This window comes from Streptomyces sp. NBC_00259, from assembly GCF_036181745.1.
Classification (GTDB): domain Bacteria; phylum Actinomycetota; class Actinomycetes; order Streptomycetales; family Streptomycetaceae; genus Streptomyces; species Streptomyces pratisoli.
Genome location: NZ_CP108080.1, coordinates 4,816,371 through 4,835,074, shown reverse-complemented (window position 1 = coordinate 4,835,074; position 18,704 = coordinate 4,816,371). Strand labels below are relative to the sequence as shown.

The following is an 18,704-nucleotide window of genomic DNA, read 5'->3' as shown; positions in this document are numbered from 1 at the left end:
ACGGGTACGACACCCCGCCTCGGCGTTCCGGATGGCGGAAACGTGATCAGAACACGTCACTCGGCACGTACGTCCCCCACACCTCCCGCAGCGCGTTGCACACCTCTCCCACCGTCGCCCGCGCCCGCAGCGCGTCCTTCATCGGGTAGAGCACGTTGTCCGTGCCCTCCGCCGCCGCCCTCAGCGCGGCGAGCGCCGCGTCGACCGCCGGCCGGTCGCGCTCGGCGCGCAGTTTCGCCAGCCGTTCCGCCTGCTGCGCCTCGATCGCCGGGTCGACGCGGAGCGGCTCGTACGGCTCCTCCTCGTCGAGGGTGTAGCGGTTCACGCCGACGACGACGCGCTCCCCGCTGTCGGTCTCCTGCGCGATGCGGTACGCGCTCCGTTCGATCTCGCTCTTCTGGAAGCCGCGCTCGATGGCGCTGACCGCACCGCCGAGGTCCTCCACCTTCGTCATCAGCTCCAGCGCCGCGGCCTCCACGTCGTCCGTCATCGTCTCGACGACGTACGAACCGGCGAACGGGTCGACGGTGGCGGTGACATCGGTCTCGTACGCGAGGACCTGCTGGGTGCGCAGCGCGAGGCGGGCCGACTTGTCCGTCGGCAGGGCGATCGCCTCGTCGAAGGAGTTGGTGTGCAGCGACTGGGTGCCGCCGAGGACGGCCGCCAGGCCCTGCACCGCGACGCGCACCAGGTTCACCTCGGGCTGCTGGGCGGTGAGCTGGACGCCCGCGGTCTGGGTGTGGAAGCGCAGCATCAACGACTTGGGGTTCTTCGCGCCGAACTCGTCCCGCATCACCCGCGCCCAGATCCGGCGCGCGGCGCGGAACTTCGCGACCTCCTCCAGGATCGTCGTGCGGGAGACGAAGAAGAACGACAGCCGGGGCGCGAAGTCGTCCACGTCCATGCCCGCGGCCACGGCGGTCCTGACGTACTCGATGCCGTCCGCGAGGGTGAAGGCGATCTCCTGCGCGGGCGTCGCCCCGGCCTCGGCCATGTGGTAGCCGGAGATCGAGATCGTGTTCCACTTCGGGATCTCGGCCCGGCAGTACTTGAAGATGTCGGCGATGAGCCGCAGCGAGGGCTTGGGCGGGAAGATGTAGGTCCCGCGGGCGATGTACTCCTTGAGCACGTCGTTCTGGATGGTGCCGGTGAGCCTGTCCGCCGGAACACCCTGCTCCTCGCCCACCAGTTGGTAGAGGAGCAGCAGCAGCGCGGCCGGGGCGTTGATCGTCATCGACGTGGAGACCTTGTCCAGCGGGATGCCGTCGAACAGCACCCGCATGTCGTCGATGGAGTCGATGGCCACACCGACCTTGCCGACCTCGCCGTGCGCGATGGGCGCGTCGGAGTCGTGGCCCATCTGGGTCGGCAGGTCGAAGGCGACGGACAGGCCCGTCGTGCCGTTGGCGATGAGCTGCTGGTAGCGGGCGTTGGACTCGACGGCCGTGCCGAAGCCCGCGTACTGCCTCATGGTCCACGGCCGGCCGGTGTACATGGACGGGTAGACGCCGCGCGTGAAGGGGTACGAGCCGGGCTCCCCCAGCTTCTCGGCCGGGTCCCACCCCTCCAGGGAGCTCGGCCCGTAGACCGGCTCGACGGGCAGTCCCGACTCGGATTCGCGCGCCATGTGCTGTGCCTCCCGGTAAAGCCACTCGTCAAAGTTACCTGTCAGTACGCAACCCTCGCGACGGACTGTATCGGCGGGTCTCCCGGCCATGGTGTGCCCGTTGCTGGGACCTTGCTCACAGGATGCTCCTCCGCCCGCAACCAAGCGCGGCCAGGAAGCATCACTACTCACACACACGAGAACCCGGGGGCCCTCATGCACCGTACGTCCGTCCTGCGCAGATCGCTCATGGCCCTCGCGGCCGCGGCCCTGGCCGCCGGCTGCACCACCCAGGCGACGGGCGGCGGTGCCGCCGGTTCGACCCCCGCCGGCGGTGACGCGAAGGCACCCGCCTCCAGCCCCACCCGGGCGCCGGACGACGCGAAGCCGAAGGCGTCCCCGGCCTCGGTGACGCCCTCCCCCTCGCCGACGGCACAGCCGAAGGTGCTCATGGCGGAGGGCACGGAGAACGAGCAGGTCCGCGAACTCCAGGCGCGACTGCGGCAGATCGGCCACTTCCACCGCAGCCCCACCGCGTTCTACGGCTCGATGACGTCGACGGCGGTCAGCGCCTTCCAGGGCAAGCGGGGGCTGCCCACGACCGGTTCGGTCGACGAGGTCACCTGGGAGCGGCTGATCGGGCTGTCCCGCACGCCGACCGCCGACGAGTTGCGCCCGTCGACGACGAACACGCTGGACAAGCCCGACGCACGGTGCATGACCGGTCGGGTGCTCTGCATCAGCAAGGAGAGCAGGACGCTCGCCTGGATGATCGACGGCACGGTGGTGGCGGCGATGGACGTGCGCTTCGGCTCGGAGAACACGCCGACCCGCGAGGGCACCTTCAGCGTGGGCTGGAAGGCCAGGAAGTGGGAGTCGACGATCTACCACACGCCGATGCCGTACGCGATGTTCTTCAGCGGCGGCCAGGCGGTCCACTACTCCGCGGACTTCGCGGCCCGCGGCTACAACGGCGCCTCGCACGGCTGCGTCAACGTCCGGGACAAGGGGAAGATCGCGTCGGTCTTCAGCCAGGTGAAGGTCGGCGACAAGGTCGTCGTCCACTGGTGACGGCGAGAAGTTCAGGAGGCGCGGGCGGGACCGGGGGAACGTGTCCCGCCCGCGCCTGTGTGCGCCGAGCCGTGGGTACGGGGGGAACCCCGGCTCTGGCACGGCCGATGACCAGTCGGCTCACTTAGTACTGCGCCGGGCAGCCGAAAAACGTCACACCTTGGCCGGAAAATCTTTCGCGAGAAGAAAACAGCAGGTCAGAAGGGTGCGTTCGCGGGAAATGCCAGGAGGCCGCCCGTGACGGCCGCCAGCGACGTGGAGACCGACGACGCGGACAGGGACGGCGCGGACGGGGACGGCGCGGAGACCGACGGCCAGGGGACGGGCCGTACGGTGATCGACGGTGCGGGGACCGGGGTCACCGGAGCCGGCCGTACGCCGGCGGGCGGCATGGCCGGGAGATGCGGTACGCCGCCGGGTCCGGAGCCACCACCGCCCGCGGGGCCGTCGTCGCCGTCGTCACCGCCGCCGCTGTCGCCGTCGCCCTTGCCGTCACCGCTGTCGCCGCCGTCGAAGTCGTCGCCCCTGCCGTCGGAGGACAGCACCCGGTCGCAGAACCGCTTGACCCGGTCCGCTCCCCTGGCCGCGGCCTCCAGTCGGCGCCTGCGCTCCTCGTCGAGCGTGCCGTTGCGATAGTCACGGCAGGCGTCGGCCGTCCTGCGGTACCAGTCCTTGTTGTGCTCGTCCCGGCCCTTCGCGTCGTCGCGCGGCCCGGCGCTCTCGCCCTGACCGGCACCGGCGCTCGTCCCGTCCCGGGGCCCGCCGGAGGCGTCGCCCGGGGACGGCGGCGCGCTCGGAGTGCCCGGGCTGGCGGGCGGCTGGGACGTACCCGAGTCGTCGGCCGGGGACTTCGAGGCGAGCGGTCCGGGGTCGACGGGCGCGGAGACGGAGGATGCCGGCTGGGGACTGTTGTCGCCGCCGAACGGCGCCGGCAGCACTCCGGCCCCGGCGGCGACGGCCACGCCGCCCACCATCAGACCGGCCAGCGAGGCGGCCAGCCCCCAGCGCACGGACCGGACCCAGGGAACCGGCCGGGGCTCGGTCGTCAGATGCACGGTCGGCAACAGCTCCGCCGCGCCGCCGTCGCGGGCCTTGCGGAACGCCGCGAGCGCGGCGTCCTCGCCCCGCAGCGGCTCGGCCCCGATGCCCTGGACCCGGGCGCCGTCCAGCAGTTCCGCGAGTCGATGGGCTTCGCTACGCGCGTCAACACCGACCGGCTCGACCGGTTCACCGCGAAGCAATCGCTCCGCCGCCGCCTGGTCGAGCCATTCGTAACGCTCGTCGGCCATCACATGTCCTTCTGCGTCCGCAGACGCGAATGCGTCACACCCGCGGACCGTGCGGCACCCGGACGGACGTTGCGCGGAGACGGTACCGCGCCCAGCCCGGGGCCGGTGCCGGGGCTGTGTCCATGGCCCTCCGGGAGGGCTCCGTGCTCGGCTCCCAGCAGCTCGGCGAGCCGTTTCAGTCCGCGATGGGCCGCGGTTCGCACGGCACCGGGACGCTTGCCCAGAGTCTTGGCCGCGCTCTTCGCGTCGAGGCCGACGACCACGCGCAGGACGACGGCTTCGGCCTGGTCCTGGGGCAGCTGGGCGATCAGGGCCATGGTCCGGCCGGTCGCGAGGGCCTCCATGGCCTCTCCGGCGGTGTCCGACTCGGCCGGTTTCCCGGTCAGTTCGGTCTCGTCGCCGCCGACGGCGGGGCGCCTGCCCCGCATCCGTATGTGGTCCAGCGCCCGGTTGCGGGCGATCCGCGCCGCCCAGCCGCGGAAGCGGTCCGCGTCGCCGCTGAACCGGTCGAGGTCGCGGGCTATCTGCAGCCAGGCCTCCGAGGCGACGTCCTCGGCCTCCGGCTCGCCCACGAGCGTCCGTATGTATCCGAGCAGCCGCGGGTGCACGGCGCGGTACACAGTCCGGAAAGCGTCTTCGTCTCCGTCCTGCGCCGCGCCCACCGCGGCGGTCAGCTCCGCGTCGTCCCCCAGCACTCCCACTACCCGTTCGTCATCGCGGCTGGTCACCACCGCCGCACAGCCCAGCGCGCAGCGCCACGCTACGTCCTCGACGGGGGCCGCGTCCACGTCTTGTACAACCTGCAACATTCTGCCGGACCCGACGCGGTGTGACAGAAAACGCATCCACGGCGCTGAGAGAAGTACGGGGTCGCTCCGCGGCCCCGGCGGACGGCGACCGGGGCCTCTCCTGTGGGGGGTGGCGGCCCCGGTCGTCCCTTCCGCCCCCCGCTGCGACCGGAGCAATGCCCAGGGCGCGGGACTTCTGCCTGACCGAGCGCTGCGCCGTCCCCCGTGCGCGCTTCCGGGCCCCTGGTCAGTCAGTGACTGAACGCGGCTCCCTCTGCCGCCCGGCCCGCCATGCCCTTGCCGAAGCTGCGGGCTGCCAGCCCGAACACCAGGCCACCGAGAATGAACCAGGGGTTCCACAGGGCGAGCGTCCAGAACTTCTGCGCGGCACTGATCTCGCCGACGGTCGGCACTCCGGCGATGAGCAGCACCTCGACAAGAAACCCCCGGGTCAGCAGCAGCACGCAGATCGCAACGCCGAGCCACCGGAGCGCACGCCACCGGCGCCCATGCACCCCGCGCCGTTGCAGCCCGATCGCCACCGCAGCGCCGACCAGGCAGAGGATGCCCACTCCCCAGAGGCCTCCGGCTACGAACCAGGTCGGCCGTTCGGACGCGAGTCGCTCGCCGGACGAGACATCCAGCCCCACTTCCCCGCCGAGGGCCCAGAAGAAATGCACACCAGCGAAAGCTACTGCCCAACCGGCAGCAAGACGTCCATAGCAGCGCGACGAACTCAACCTCACCTCGCAACCCCCGTTGTGCCACCGCATCGCAGCACCCTGCGACACGGCCGATCCTTTCCCGGCGTCAGAAGGCTCCGCAAGCCCGGGGCGAGGATCTTCTGGCCGGTACGTCGTCCCGGCCGAGGAAGACCGTGGGCGCAACGGCTCGTGCCGGTCGATGAGGCCCTGCAACGCCGCGCTCGGGCTGCGCAACGGGACACCGGATCGTGCCGAAACGGGCCGGCTTCCGTTCCCCGGCCGGCCGCCGGCAGCTCGCCGGGGGCCGAGGAAGTCCCCTTCCGCTGACGCCGTCGCAGACGCTCTGCCTCCTCCTCGACCTGGCCCTGATCCGCGTCAGTCGACGCGTGAGCCACGCAGGAGCCGCTGGACCGCGTCGACGGCCAGCTGGTCGGGGGCGTGTGCCGGGGGCAGCGACTCGCCGGCGGCCAGGGACGCGATGCCGTGCAGCGCGGCCAGGAGGATCACGCCGAACCGCTCCGGGTCATCGATCGCCGCGTCGCTCTCCGCGAGGAGGGTGAGCAGGACTCCCGCCCAGGCGTCGGCCGCGGCGCGCACCTCGTCCGTCGGCTCACGGTGCTTGCGCGCGTACATCAGCTCCAGCAGTGCCGGATGGCCGGTGGCGAACCGGACGTAGGCGAGGGCGGTCCTCGTCAGCCGGTCCTCGAACGACCCGCCGTCCCCTACGGCCGCCGACAGCTCGCCGCCGAGCCGCTCGAAACCCTCGATCGCGAGCGCGTCGAGCAGGGCCTGACGGTCGGGGAAGTGCCGGCCGGGTGCCGCGTGCGAGACGCCGATGTCGCGCGCCAGCGAGCGCAGCGAGAGTGCGTCGACCCCCTCGGAGGCGACGACGCTCTCGGCGCGGGCCAGCAGCTCGGCCCGCAGGTTTCCATGGTGGTACGGCATGATTCCGAAGCCTACCACCCGATGTTGGCGGCGACTACATAGGCGGCGCCGTCAGCAGTCGGGGACCGCGCCGTACCAGCGCCATGACTCCAGCCGCCCGCGCCCCGGCAGTTCCCCGCGGCCCGTGGCCCACAGAAGCGTGGCCCAGCGGTCGGCGTCCGTCGGGGCGTACGGGAAGAGGCGGGCCAGGACGCGGTCGCAGAGGCCGGCCGGAGGCGTCCAGGAGAGGCCGAGCCCCTGGGCGAGGTCGTGGGTGTGGACGAGGGTCTCCACCACGCCCATCGCGGCGAAGCCCTCCGCGTCGGACACCCCGAAGACATGGTGCGAGCGGACTTCCGGAGGAGTCGTGCGGACCATCGCGGTGAGCATGGCACCGCACGCCTCCAGCACCTGGAGCAGGCCCCGGGGCCCCGCGGCCCGGTCCGCGAAGATGACGTTCGGGGGCGCGCCCTCCTGGCGGCGGACCCAGACGAACGGCACTTCCCCGTCCAGCGGCGGCGCCTCGGGCCCGAGTTGCGCCGCGTAGGCGAAGAGGTCGTCGGCGAGATGCTCGACGGTCTCCCAGCAGCTCCACTCCAGGGTTCCGGCCCTGCCGTCCCAGTCGGCGCCGAGGCCGGCGCGCAGAGTGGTGAGTGCCAAGCGGACGGCGTGCTGGACGTCGTCGGCGGTGACGGGCGTTCTCGTTGCTTCGTCCGGTGCGCCTGATGCGCCTGACGCGTGATCAACGGCCATGGCGGGACCGTACCAATGACCAGTGAACGGGAGTTCGGACGGGCCGACGTCCGACAGCCCGCCCCACCCGCTCATTTCGGTCGTCAACGGCCCGGCCGGAGCGTCATTGCACACCATATGCCCGCTGTTTCCCTATGCTCGCGGCACATGAGATGCCGCCCTGTGGCCGTCACCGCCGTGTGCACCGCCGCCATCTGTCTCACCTCGGCCCCCACTGTCGCCGCACCTCCGGCACCTCCGGCCGCTCGGACGGCGGCGACGGGTGGCGGTGAGGTCCACACCGTGGCCGTCCCCGGCATCGACCCCGTACAGCGTTCGCTCTCCGCGCGCACCACACGGCCGTTCAGCATGGTCGGCCTCACCTGGGACGATCCGTACGCGCGGCTCGGCGGCACGGCCGAGGTCCGCACCCGCGACAGCCGTACCGGCGCTTGGTCGCGGTGGCAGGCGCTCGACACCGACGCGCGCACGCACGAGTCGGGGTCCGACCACACCGGGGCCGGGCTGCGGGCCGGGACCAAGCCGCTGTGGGCGGGCCCCTCCGACGGGGTGGAGTTGCGGGCCGAGGGTTCGGCGCTGCCCCGGGGACTCCGCATCGACCTGGTCGACCCACAGGGCGGCGTCCCCGCGTCCGTGTCGCCCCAGGAGGAGCTGCCCGCCGGCGCCCCGGACGTGACGCTGCGCTCGGGCTGGGGCGCGGACGAGTCGATGGTCGGGGACGCGCCCACGTACAACGCGAGTACGGAAGCGGCGTTCGTCCACCACACCGGCACGTCGAACGGGTACGCGTGCGCCGAGTCGGCCTCGATCGTGCGGGCCGTCTTCACCTACCACGTGGAGAGCCAGGGCTGGAACGACATCGGCTACCACTTCCTGGTCGACAAGTGCGGCACGGTCTTCGAGGGCCGCGCGGGCGGCATCGACCGGCCCGTCCAGGGCGCGCACACCTACGGGTTCAACGTCGACACCAGCAGCATCGCGGTGATCGGCGACTACAACGCGGCGACCACCACCCCGGAGGCCCGCGAGGCGATCATGAACATCGCGTCGTGGAAGCTCGGGCTCCACGGAGCGACCGTCTCCGGGACGACGACGCTCACCTCCGCCGACGACAACGGCAGGTTCGAGGAAGGCGAACGGGGCACCTTCGACCGGCTGTCGGGGCATCGCGACGCCTACGACACCGACTGCCCGGGGGACAACCTCTACGCCGATCTGTCCGCGATGCGCGAGTCCGCGGCGAACCGGGACGCCACCGGCGACTTCGACGGGGACGGCGACCAGGACAGGGCGGTCGGCCGCGAGACCCGGGACGGCGCCTCGTCGCTCACCGTACGGAGCGGTCCGGAGCGCGGGCCGCGCGCCACCGCCTCGCCCACCGTCCTGATGGGAGCCGGTGGACACGCGCTCGCCTCGGGGGATCTGAACGGCGACGGGTACGACGATCTCGCCGTGGCGACCGGGCGGGGCATCGTCACGTACCACGGCTCACCCGCCGGCCTGACCACGGCCGGAGCGCCGACGCTCACGAGGGTCGTCCGGAACGGATCGCTGACCGCGCACGACACGGACGGCGACGGATACGCGGACCTTCTCTCCGGCGGGGAAGTGGTCGCCAGGGGCGGCCCGCGGGGCGCCGTCACGCCCTCGGGCTGACACACCCTCGTGCTGATCGGTCCGGGCTGATCGGTCCCGGGCCGGTCAGCCCTTGGCCCGCGCCCGGCGGGACAGGGCCGCACGCAACACGCGCCGGCCCTCCGTCGACAGGTCCAGGGCCCGGCGCAGCGCGGCGCCGTCCGCGCCGCAGGCGAGGATCTCCAGGATCTGGATCTGCCGGCGCTCCTCACCGGCGACGAGCGGACCCGCGGCGCCGCCCGACGGGTCGAGTTCCTGGTGGAGTTCGAGCGCCAGGGCGGAACAGGCCGTGGCCCATTCGGCCAACGGCCCCGGGGCCCACTCCGACGGGGCGGCCCCGATCATCTTCCGCACCGGGGCCCACGCCTCGCTCGCCTCGTCGGCGGCCGACGTCTCGTCCAGGGCGGCCCTGGCGGTGGCCAGCCGCCCGGCCCAGCCCTCCTCGCCCGAGGCGATGCCCGCCCACAGGGGGCGCAGCACGTCGTTCTCGTCGTCGAGCAGGGGCAGGCAGCGGTCCAGACACGCCAGACCACTCGCGGCCAGGCTCCGCTCATCCGCCTCAGCAATCAGTTGCACCAGGCTCATCGACGTCTCCCGACTGTGCGGACGCAGTACGTCACTTACTGCGCCGAGTGGCCGAAATTCGTCACCCGGCTGCCTGGTTGGTTCCCATTTGCCCGCCGACGGCCTTGGCGTGCTGAAGAGCCGTGACCTGCCGTACGAAGAGGATGGCGAGCACGGCCGCGACGATGTCGAACCCCGCGCCGGCCATCACCAGCGCCGAGGCGTCGTTGATCGCCTCCACGTCCCCGGCCTTGTCGTACGCCTTGGTCGCGTAACGGTCGAAGGCCAGGGACCAGAGCCAGGCACCCCACCAGGCGTTGAGCAGACCAGTGCGCGCGGGCTCGAGTCCGTAGGTGTCGTGCTGGCTCGCCCGCAGGACGTCGCCGGCGACCCCGCGCGGTATCCAGAGGTTTCCGATCGGAATGAACCAGCCACCGATCGCCCAGCCCGCGCCCCTGCGCTGCAGATCGGGTGCGAAGACGCCGGCGTTCGTGCGGACCCGGTGGAACCAGACGATGAAGACGGTGGCCGTCGCCAGCAGAGCGAGCACGTACAGCACACTCGCACCGGCCATGGCGTAGTCGGCACGGTCCGCCTCGGCCTGGTCGATGACGGCGAGATCGTCCCCGACGACTCTGCCCATCAGCAGCCGCATGTTGAGCGACGCGGCGGCGATGAGCAGATCGGCCACGACGACGAGCCCGAGCAGCGCGGTCACGGCGTACGAGAGCCCGACGGGCGACCGGAGGACCGGCCAGGGCACGGGCATCGGTGCAGGCGCGGCCGACGGCGTCTGCGCAGACCAAGGCGTTTGGGTCATGACGGAGAACCCCCCACGGGTCACAGAAGGAGAAGCGCGCCCCTCCCCAGGGCGCGCGTCGAACGGTCGTACGAGGACGACCGGCTTGCGGACCCTAACCCTCAGCCGAGCTTGCTCGCCAGCGCGTTGAATTCCGCCCACGACAGCGCCGGCTGCCCCGGTGCCCACAGCTTCTGGGACACCGCGCGCAGTGGCATGTGGATCCCCGCCGCCACCTGGCTCTGGGTCTGGGCCCGGGAGAGGTCGCTCCAGATCGCGAGGCGGCCGCCGAGGATCTGGCCGGAATAGCGCTCCGGGACGGCGGTCGTGCCGCGCAGCACGAGCGGGGTCCACTGCTCGTAGATGCGCCGGCCGGTGGGGTAGGTGAACTGGTTGGGCTCGCCGAGCACGTAGTACAGGTACTCGTCGTTGAGGTTGACGACCTTGCGGCCCTCCGCCAGGTACTCCTGCGGTTCGCGCGCCCCGTTCTCCTTGCCCGTCCAGTACTCGACCTCGATGTTCTTGTCGGCCGAGGTCACCCCGCCGCGGAAGAAGCCGTCGTTCCACGCCTTGGGCTGCTTCTGCTCGGCACGCACCACGGCGGCCCGGTCGTTCAGCCAGCCGGTGGCCAGGTCCTGGACGCCGGCGTTCGGTCCGTACTTCTGCACGGCCGCCCGGGCCAGCTGCGGGTAGGACGCCTCCGGGTTCCGTACGGTCAGCGCCTGGTACTCGTCGGCGCCGACGTGGAACCAGGCACCGGGGAAGAGCCCGGAGTACTCGCGCAGCAGGTCGTCGACGATCCGCGCGGACTCGGGGTTGGAGATGTCGACGGCGCCCTGCCGGGGCACCCCGTTGATGTTGCGCAGCTGGAGCTGCGGGTGGGCCTTCATGACCGCGCCCAGATGCCCCGGCGAGTCGATCTCGGGCACGACGGTGATGTGCAGGCTCTGCGCGAGGGCGATGATCCTGCGCACCTCGGCCTTGCTGAGGTGCTCGGCGGACACGACCTCGGGATGCGAGTCGGAGGCGATCCGGAAACCCTGGTCGTCGGAGAAGTGCAGGCCGAGCGTGTTGAGCTTGAGGTCGGCCATCTCGCGCAGCCGGGCCTCGATCCAGCCCGCGGTGTAGTGCTTGCGCGCGATGTCGACGTTCAGTCCGCGCTGCGGCCGGTCCGGCCGGTCGCGGATGACGCCCTCGGGAACCGTGCCGCCGGAGCGGAGGGCCTGCTTCAAGGTCCTGGTGCCGTAGAAGACCCCGGCCTCGGCGGGGCCGGTGATCCGGACACGGTTGTCGCGGGTCGTGAGGGTGTACGACTCGGGGCCGCCCTGGCCGCCCGACGGGGCGAGCGACAGCTCGATGTCGCCGGCCTTGACGGGCCCGCTGTTGCGGAAGCCGGTCTTCAGCTCCTGGGCGAGCAGCCGCCCCTCGTCGGCGAGGGCCTCGCTTCCCTTGGCGACGACGACCGCGCTGCCCGCCGCCGGACGCCAGCCCGGGCCGCGCGCCGCCTCGTGGGCGCGTACGGCCGGAATGGTGCGGGGCGCGGCGGAGAGCGGGTACGTCTTCGTCGGCGAGGGAGGCGGAGTCGGCGCCGCGGCCTTCGCCGTGGTCCCCGGGGCGTGTGAAGCGCCGCCCTGCTCCGCCCCGGCGGAGCAGGAGACCACCGTGGACAGGGCCACGGCCGTCGCCACGGCCGGGCCGACACGCCGTACGCCACGGGAATGCCACATCACCGTTCGAACCTCCTCTTACCCGCAAAACTATCGAACAAAGTCGAATCGGGTGATCTCACCCCAGGTCGTCTATCATGCGCACCGGAACTCTTCCGTCCGAGTGAAAATCGCGCATCCTTCGGACAGCTCCGGTCGCGCCTCGATAGCGTTGAGACTCAACCACCCCATCCTCCCCTGTCGCCCCGGAGCCCACGCTGTCCAGCGAACCGCCCACCGGCCTCCCGCAGCGACCGCCACTCCAGCCCGCACTGCGGATCCCTGCCCCCTCGCCACCCGCCGACGAGCCCGTCGGCCGTCCCGCCGGACGCCGCCCACCGGGCCTCACACGCTTCAACACCGCACCGGCCTCCTCGGTCACCACGGCCCTGCTCTCCTGCTGCGCCAGCCCCCGCTGGGCCCGGCGGATCGCCGCCCACCGGCCCTATCCCGACGTGGACGCCCTCCTCGCCGCCGCCGACGAGGCCAGCTACGACCTCTCCGCCGCCGACCTCGACGAGGCCCTCGCCGGCGAATCCTCCCCCGGCCTCCACCCCGCGGCCCCGCCCGCCGCACACACCGCGCTGCGCGCCGCCCACGCCGCGTACGAGGCGAGTTTCGGCCACACCTTCGTGATCTGCCTGCACGGCTTCCGGCCCGACGAGCAGCCCGACCAGGTGCTGGCCGGGATCCGGTCGAGACTTGGTAACGATCGGGACGAGGAACGGGTGGTCGCCGCCGACGAGCTGCGGCGGCTGGCGCGCGCCCGACTGACGCACGTACTGGCACATGTATGGGCCAATCACCCGGCCGGCGGCGATTCCGGCCGCCCCGACAGCCGCCCCGATAGCCCGTCCGTGCCTGTTTGATTGCCGGTTTGATCACACCTATGGACCCCGCGCGAGGGAACCGACATCTCGTCGCTACGATGGCGAGGGCCGGTGGACCGTACCCGGCCGGGCCAGACCGACAGAGCTGTCACCTTTGGTAGAACGCTGGCGGCCGGCTCCAATCCCCGCTCCCGGAGGGTTTTTCCGTGCCGGCTGGAACGCTGTACCGCGGCCGGGAAGGTATGTGGTCCTGGGTGGCTCATCGAGTCACCGGCGTCCTCATCTTCTTCTTCCTGTTCGTACACGTGCTGGACACCGCTCTCGTCCGTGTCTCCCCCGAGGCCTATGACGACGTCGTCGCGACGTACAAGACGCCGATCGTCGCGCTGCTGGAGTACGGCCTCGTGGCCGCCATCCTCTTCCACGCGCTCAACGGCCTTCGCGTCATCGCCGTGGACTTCTGGTCCAAGGGCCCGCGCTATCAGAAGCAGATGCTCTGGACCGCGATGGGCATCTGGGTCGTACTGATGGCAGGCGCCCTTTACCCGGTGCTCGGCCACGCCGCACGTGAACTGTTCGGGAGCTGACGCCAGACATGTCTGCTGAGACTTCTTCCGCGATCGGATCCGTCGAGGGCGTGCGTCTGTACGACGTCGACAACCCCGCCCCGGTCATCGAGGCCCCGCGCAAGCGCACGGGCAGGACCCCGAAGTCGACCCGCGGCAACTTCGAGATGGCCGCATGGCTCTTCATGCGGCTCTCCGGCGTGGTCCTCGTCGTCCTCGTCATCGGCCACCTGCTGATCCAGCTGGTCCTGGACGGCGGCGTCTCCAAGATCGGCTTCGCGTTCGTCGCGGGCCGCTGGGCCAACCCGTTCTGGCAGATCTGGGATCTGCTGATGCTGTGGCTGGCGATGCTGCACGGCGCCAACGGCCTGCGTACGGTCATCAACGACTACGCCGAGCGGCCGAACACGCGTCTGTGGCTCAAGGGCCTGCTGTACACCGCCACGGTGTTCACCATCCTTCTGGGCACGCTGGTGATCTTCACCTTCGACCCGAACATCCGCTAGGCACGGGGCTGAGGTTCTAAACCCATGAAGATTCACAAGTACGACACCGTCATCGTCGGCGCCGGCGGCGCCGGCATGCGCGCCGCCATCGAGGCGACGAAGCGCAGCCGCACCGCCGTGCTGACGAAGCTCTACCCCACCCGCTCCCACACGGGCGCCGCGCAGGGCGGCATGGCCGCCGCGCTGGCGAACGTGGAGGAGGACAACTGGGAGTGGCACACCTTCGACACGGTCAAGGGCGGTGACTACCTGGTCGACCAGGACGCCGCGGAGATCCTGGCGAAGGAGGCCATCGACGCCGTCCTCGACCTGGAGAAGATGGGCCTGCCGTTCAACCGGACCCCGGACGGCACCATCGACCAGCGCCGCTTCGGCGGCCACTCGCGCAACCACGGCGAGGCCCCGGTCCGCCGGTCCTGCTACGCCGCGGACCGCACCGGCCACATGATCCTCCAGACGCTGTACCAGAACTGCGTCAAGGAGGGCGTGGAGTTCTTCAACGAGTTCTACGTCCTGGACCAGCTGATCACCGAGGTCGACGGGGTCAGGAAGTCGGCCGGTGTGGTCGCGTACGAGCTGGCCACCGGCGAGATCCACGTCTTCCAGGCGAAGGCCGTCATCTACGCCTCCGGCGGCACCGGCAAGTTCTTCAAGGTGACGTCCAACGCGCACACCCTGACCGGTGACGGCCAGGCCGCCTGCTACCGCCGCGGTCTGCCGCTGGAGGACATGGAGTTCTTCCAGTTCCACCCGACGGGCATCTGGCGCATGGGCATCCTGCTGACGGAGGGCGCCCGCGGTGAGGGCGGCATCCTCCGCAACAAGGACGGCGAGCGCTTCATGGAGAAGTACGCGCCCGTCATGAAGGACCTCGCCTCGCGTGACGTCGTCTCGCGCTCCATCTACACGGAGATCCGCGAGGGCCGCGGCTGCGGTCCCGAGGGCGACCACGTCTACCTGGACCTGACCCACCTGCCGCCGGAGCAGCTGGACGCCAAGCTCCCCGACATCACCGAGTTCGCGCGGACGTACCTCGGCATCGAGCCCTACACGGACCCGATCCCGATCCAGCCGACCGCGCACTACGCGATGGGCGGCATCCCGACGAACGTCGAGGGTGAGGTCCTCAGCGACAACACCACCGTCGTCCCGGGTCTGTACGCCGCCGGCGAGGTCGCGTGCGTGTCGGTGCACGGCGCCAACCGTCTCGGCACCAACTCGCTGCTCGACATCAACGTGTTCGGGCGCCGCGCCGGTATCGCCGCCGCCGAGTACTCGGCGACGGCGGACTACGTGGACCTTCCGGAGAACCCGGCCTCCCTCGTGGAGGAGCAGGTCGAGCGGCTGCGCAACTCCACCGGCCGCGAGCGCGTCGCGGAACTGCGCCGTGAGCTGCAGGAGACGATGGACGCGAACGTGATGGTGTTCCGTACGGAGCAGACCATCAAGACCGCCGTCGAGAAGATCGCGGAGCTGCGCGAGCGCTACCGGAACGTGTCCATCCAGGACAAGGGCAAGCGCTTCAACACGGACCTGCTGGAGGCCATCGAGCTGGGCAACCTGCTCGACCTGGCCGAGGTCATGGCCATCTCGGCCCTGGCCCGCAAGGAGTCCCGCGGCGGCCACTACCGCGAGGACTTCCCCAACCGCGACGACATCAACTTCATGCGCCACACCATGGCGTATCGCGAGGTCGGCGCCGACGGCTCCGAGACCGTGCGTCTCGACTACAAGCCCGTCGTCCAGACCCGCTACCAGCCGATGGAGCGTAAGTACTGATGGCTACCCCCGTACTGGAGAAGAACGACGCGGCCCCCGCCGACGCGTCCCCGTACATCACGGTCACTTTCCGGATCCGCCGCTTCAACCCCGAGATCTCGGACGAGGCCCAGTGGCAGGACTTCCCGATCGAGATCGACCCGAAGGAGCGTGTGCTCGACGGTCTCCACAAGATCAAGTGGGACGTCGACGGCTCGCTGACCTTCCGGCGCTCCTGCGCCCACGGCATCTGCGGCTCCGACGCGATGCGGATCAACGGCAGGAACAGGCTCGCCTGCAAGACGCTGATCAAGGACATCGACCCGGAGAAGCCGATCACGGTCGAGCCCATAAAGGGTCTTACGGTCCTCAAGGACCTGGTCGTGGACATGGAGCCGTTCTTCCAGGCGTACCGGGACGTCATGCCGTTCCTGGTGACCTCGGGCAACGAGCCGACGCGTGAGCGTCTGCAGACCGCCGAGGACCGCGAGCGCTTCGACGACACCACCAAGTGCATCCTGTGCGCCGCGTGCACGTCGTCCTGCCCGGTGTTCTGGAACGACGGGCAGTACTTCGGCCCGGCCGCGATCGTCAACGCGCACCGCTTCATCTTCGACTCGCGTGACGAGGCGGGCGAGCAGCGCCTGGAGATCCTCAACGACAAGGACGGCGTGTGGCGTTGCCGCACGACGTTCAACTGCACGGACGCCTGCCCGCGTGGCATCGAGGTCACGAAGGCGATCCAGGAGGTCAAGCGGGCGCTGATCACCCGCCGCTTCTGAGCGAAGAGTCAGATGCTCCGTCAGAGGCCCGTTTCTGTACGCTCGCCGTACCGGAACGGGCCTTTGTCATGTGTGATGCACGATGTGAGAGCGGGGACTTGATGACCGAGCCGAACCCCTACAAGGACGGCGGCGACTACCAGTGGGGGCCCACGCAGCCGCCGGGCGCCCCCGACGGTTACGGCTACCCCCAGGCACCGCTGGCCCCCATGGGCGGCAGCCCCGGTGCACCGCTGCTGGCCCTCGGTGACATCACCGTGCTCCAGAACTCGGTCATCACGCCGAATGGCACGATGCCGCTCAAGGGCGCGGTGTGGAACTGCACGGACATGTCCCGCACCGAGGAGAAGATCCCCACGGTCGGCATCGTCCTCGCGGTCGTCTTCGCCGTCTTCTGCCTTCTCGGCCTTCTCTTCCTGCTCATGAAGGAACGCCGCACGACGGGCTTCATCCAGATCAGCGTCACCAGCGCGGGCCGCCACCACTCGACGATGATCCCGGCGACCGGGCCGGACACCATCCACTGGGTCGTCGGCCAGATCGGCTACGCGCGCTCGCTGAGCGCGTAGGTCACCGAGGCGTCGCACAGCCGGGCGAGGGCCCGCGCTCCTCGGCGCTACGCGGCCCGCTCGACGGGCGTGTGCTCGCGGAGGAAGGCGGTGAGCAGGGCCGTCGCTTCGGCGGGACGCTCCAGCGAGGGAAGGTGTCCGGCCCAGGGCAGTTCGATGTGCCGCGCGTCCGGGATCAGTCGGGCGAGGCGGGTGGACATGGCGCGGAAGTCGGCCATGTCGTGGGCGCCGGAGACGACGAGGGTGGGCGCCGTGATCGCGGCAGGGTCGACGGAGGGCTCCTCGGACCCCGGCGCCTCCAGGCCCGCCGCCTCGTCCGCCGCTTCTTGCGCTGACTCGCCCGCCGCCTCGTCCGCCGCCTCGTCCGCCGCGAGCTGGACCTCGAAGGCGTGCCGCTGCATGGCCCGTACGCGCTCGCGCACCGCCTCGGTGGCCTCCGGGCCCAGCCAGGTGGTGACGTTCAGTTCCACCGCGCCCAGGAGGTCGTCCGCCTCGATCAGCTCGTCCTCGCGGCTGTCGAAGTCCCGCAGAGCCGGGCCGGGTTCGTGCCCGGGCAGCGCCGCGCAGAGCAGCGCCAGCGCGGTCACCCGCTCCGGGTCGCGGGCGGCGATCTCGACGGCGACACGGCCCCCGAAGGACGCCCCGACGAGGGCGGCGCGCCCGACGCCGAGCGTGTCGAGCAGCGCGAGAACGTCGTCCGCGTCGCGGTAGGGGTGAACCGCCTCCGCCGGGGTGTCGCCGAAACCCCGGAAGTCACAGCGCACGACGCGGTGGCCGGCGTCGGTCAGGGCCTTCCACTGGTCGTCCCACATCCGCCGGTCGCAGACGGACGAGTGCAGCAGTACCACCACGGGGCCGTGCCCCGCGACATCGTGAGAGAGCGTCATCCGGCTGAGCCTAGGCGCCCACAAGCGGAACCGCCTCCCGTTTCCACTCCACTTGAACATGTTCAAGAACAGGTCTACAGTCCGTCCCAAGACCTTTTGAACGTGTTCAAGGGAGGGTGGGGAATGGACCTCACAGTCATCGCGTATGTCGTCTACCTGCTGATCAGCGTCGCGCTCACCATCTGGGTGGCCCGTACGCTCAGCCGGAACGGACGGATCTTCCTCTCCGACGTGCTGCAGGGGAACGAGAAGCTCGCGGACGCCGTCAACCACCTTCTGGTGGTCGGCTTCTACCTCGTCAACTTCGGCTTCGTCGCGCTCTACCTCAGCCAGGACGACGCGGTCGCCGACGCCCGCCGGCTCTTCGAGGCGCTCTCGGTGAAGCTCGGAGTCGTGCTGCTCGTCCTCGGGGTGATGCACCTCGCCAACGTCTACGTCCTCAACAAGATCCGCCGGCGTGGTGTGATGGAGCGGGAGCAGACCCCGCCGGTCCCGCCGCAGGGCTGGACCGGACCGGCCGGCCAGGGCCCCTGGACGGCACCCGCCGCGGGCGCGTGAGCGGGTCATGGGCATCCCGGTGAAGCGGCTGACCGTGCTGTACGACGCGCAGTGCCCGCTCTGCGTCCATCTGCGCCACTGGCTGCTGCGGCAGCGGCAGCTCGTCCCGCTCGACCTGGTCCCGGCGGCGTCGCAGGAGGCGAGGCGCCGCTTCCCGGACCTCGACCATGAGAGCACCCTGCGGGAGATCACGGTGATCGGGGACCGGGGCCAGGTGTACCGGTCCACCGCCGCCTGGATCGTCTGCCTCTGGGCACTGGCCGAGCACCGGCCCAGGGCCCACTGGCTGAGCACTCCGGCCGGGGCGCCCTTCGCCAAGGTCACCGTCCTCGCCGCCGCGAAGTACCGGGAGATGACGGCCGCGCCCTGCGAAGGCCGGTGCGAGGTCCCGGCCCCGCCCGGTTAGGCT

General features: G+C 70.9%; 20 protein-coding genes. 10 read left to right on the top strand and 10 right to left on the bottom strand.

From position 1 onward, the window contains the following. Positions 1 to 46 precede the first annotated feature (46 nt). Entirely contained in the window at positions 47 to 1,627 is a 1,581-nt protein-coding gene (locus OG766_RS21995) for an acyl-CoA mutase large subunit family protein (protein ID WP_266381934.1), read from the bottom strand. Between the two features lie 195 nt (positions 1,628 to 1,822). On the opposite strand from OG766_RS21995, the gene OG766_RS21990 reads away from it, so the two are divergent. Beyond that, positions 1,823 to 2,677, top strand: a complete 855-nt coding sequence (locus OG766_RS21990; RefSeq protein WP_266381932.1) for a L,D-transpeptidase family protein — start codon at positions 1,823 to 1,825, stop codon at positions 2,675 to 2,677. A 197-nt stretch (positions 2,678 to 2,874) separates the two neighbouring features. On the opposite strand, the gene OG766_RS21985 is transcribed toward OG766_RS21990, so the two are convergent. From OG766_RS21985 to OG766_RS21965, 5 genes are all read right to left on the bottom strand, one after another. Continuing rightward, on the bottom strand, positions 2,875 to 3,966 hold the full coding sequence (locus tag OG766_RS21985) for a hypothetical protein (protein ID WP_328726022.1): 1,092 nt from the start codon (positions 3,964 to 3,966) through the stop codon (positions 2,875 to 2,877). Further along, positions 3,966 to 4,661, bottom strand: a complete 696-nt coding sequence (locus OG766_RS21980; RefSeq protein ID WP_266384372.1) for an RNA polymerase sigma factor — start codon at positions 4,659 to 4,661, stop codon at positions 3,966 to 3,968. The genes OG766_RS21985 and OG766_RS21980 overlap by 1 nt, the downstream gene beginning before the upstream one ends. A 344-nt stretch (positions 4,662 to 5,005) precedes the next feature. Then, the gene (locus OG766_RS21975; protein ID WP_328727515.1) at positions 5,006 to 5,527 is read right to left on the bottom strand and encodes a DUF3995 domain-containing protein; all 522 of its coding nucleotides are present in this window, start codon (positions 5,525 to 5,527) and stop codon (positions 5,006 to 5,008) included. Positions 5,528 to 5,833: 306 nt separating this feature from the next. Then, positions 5,834 to 6,403, bottom strand: coding sequence for a TetR/AcrR family transcriptional regulator (locus tag OG766_RS21970; RefSeq protein ID WP_328726021.1), 570 nt, complete (start codon positions 6,401 to 6,403; stop codon positions 5,834 to 5,836). A 51-nt stretch (positions 6,404 to 6,454) separates the two neighbouring features. After that, positions 6,455 to 7,135 carry a hypothetical protein gene (locus OG766_RS21965; RefSeq protein ID WP_266381923.1) on the bottom strand — a complete coding sequence of 227 codons (681 nt, stop codon included), beginning with the start codon at positions 7,133 to 7,135 and terminating at the stop codon, positions 6,455 to 6,457. A gap of 147 nt (positions 7,136 to 7,282) precedes the next feature. Here OG766_RS21965 and OG766_RS21960 point away from each other — a divergent pair, with 147 nt between their 5' ends. Then, the gene (locus OG766_RS21960; RefSeq protein WP_328726020.1) at positions 7,283 to 8,791 is read left to right on the top strand and encodes an FG-GAP-like repeat-containing protein; all 1,509 of its coding nucleotides are present in this window, start codon (positions 7,283 to 7,285) and stop codon (positions 8,789 to 8,791) included. A gap of 45 nt (positions 8,792 to 8,836) precedes the next feature. Here OG766_RS21960 and OG766_RS21955 read toward each other — a convergent pair whose 3' ends face one another. The 3 genes from OG766_RS21955 to OG766_RS21945 form a co-directional block, all read right to left on the bottom strand. Further along, the gene (locus OG766_RS21955) at positions 8,837 to 9,355 is read right to left on the bottom strand and encodes a hypothetical protein (RefSeq protein ID WP_266381918.1); all 519 of its coding nucleotides are present in this window, start codon (positions 9,353 to 9,355) and stop codon (positions 8,837 to 8,839) included. A gap of 61 nt (positions 9,356 to 9,416) precedes the next feature. Next, positions 9,417 to 10,103, bottom strand: coding sequence for a DUF4328 domain-containing protein (locus OG766_RS21950; protein WP_328726019.1), 687 nt, complete (start codon positions 10,101 to 10,103; stop codon positions 9,417 to 9,419). A 152-nt stretch (positions 10,104 to 10,255) separates the two neighbouring features. Next, positions 10,256 to 11,860, bottom strand: a complete 1,605-nt coding sequence (locus tag OG766_RS21945; protein WP_266381912.1) for a beta-N-acetylhexosaminidase — start codon at positions 11,858 to 11,860, stop codon at positions 10,256 to 10,258. 251 nt (positions 11,861 to 12,111) lie between these two features. Between OG766_RS21945 and OG766_RS21940 the strand changes: the two genes are divergently transcribed. From OG766_RS21940 to OG766_RS21915, 6 genes are all read left to right on the top strand, one after another. Further along, the gene (locus tag OG766_RS21940; protein WP_443045611.1) at positions 12,112 to 12,708 is read left to right on the top strand and encodes a 2-oxo-4-hydroxy-4-carboxy-5-ureidoimidazoline decarboxylase; all 597 of its coding nucleotides are present in this window, start codon (positions 12,112 to 12,114) and stop codon (positions 12,706 to 12,708) included. Between the two features lie 167 nt (positions 12,709 to 12,875). Beyond that, a complete protein-coding gene (gene sdhC, locus OG766_RS21935; protein WP_266381909.1) occupies positions 12,876 to 13,256 on the top strand; it encodes a succinate dehydrogenase, cytochrome b556 subunit in 381 nt (126 codons plus the stop codon). 8 nt (positions 13,257 to 13,264) lie between these two features. Next, positions 13,265 to 13,741, top strand: coding sequence for a succinate dehydrogenase hydrophobic membrane anchor subunit (locus OG766_RS21930; protein ID WP_266381907.1), 477 nt, complete (start codon positions 13,265 to 13,267; stop codon positions 13,739 to 13,741). Between the two features lie 24 nt (positions 13,742 to 13,765). After that, positions 13,766 to 15,520 (top strand): succinate dehydrogenase flavoprotein subunit, encoded by a 1,755-nt coding sequence (gene sdhA / locus OG766_RS21925; RefSeq protein ID WP_266381904.1) that lies wholly within the window; start codon positions 13,766 to 13,768, stop codon positions 15,518 to 15,520. Continuing rightward, positions 15,520 to 16,281 (top strand): succinate dehydrogenase iron-sulfur subunit, encoded by a 762-nt coding sequence (locus OG766_RS21920; RefSeq protein ID WP_266381901.1) that lies wholly within the window; start codon positions 15,520 to 15,522, stop codon positions 16,279 to 16,281. Before sdhA ends, OG766_RS21920 begins: the two co-directional genes overlap by 1 nt. Positions 16,282 to 16,382: 101 nt before the next feature. Next, positions 16,383 to 16,850, top strand: coding sequence for a hypothetical protein (locus OG766_RS21915; protein ID WP_266381899.1), 468 nt, complete (start codon positions 16,383 to 16,385; stop codon positions 16,848 to 16,850). Positions 16,851 to 16,897: 47 nt separating this feature from the next. Here OG766_RS21915 and OG766_RS21910 read toward each other — a convergent pair whose 3' ends face one another. Further along, positions 16,898 to 17,737 (bottom strand): alpha/beta fold hydrolase, encoded by an 840-nt coding sequence (locus OG766_RS21910; protein WP_266381897.1) that lies wholly within the window; start codon positions 17,735 to 17,737, stop codon positions 16,898 to 16,900. 123 nt (positions 17,738 to 17,860) lie between these two features. Here OG766_RS21910 and OG766_RS21905 point away from each other — a divergent pair, with 123 nt between their 5' ends. Then, the gene (locus tag OG766_RS21905; RefSeq protein ID WP_266381894.1) at positions 17,861 to 18,295 is read left to right on the top strand and encodes a hypothetical protein; all 435 of its coding nucleotides are present in this window, start codon (positions 17,861 to 17,863) and stop codon (positions 18,293 to 18,295) included. Positions 18,296 to 18,302: 7 nt separating this feature from the next. Continuing rightward, positions 18,303 to 18,701 (top strand): thiol-disulfide oxidoreductase DCC family protein, encoded by a 399-nt coding sequence (locus OG766_RS21900; protein ID WP_266381892.1) that lies wholly within the window; start codon positions 18,303 to 18,305, stop codon positions 18,699 to 18,701. The last annotated feature ends 3 nt before the right edge of the window (positions 18,702 to 18,704 follow it).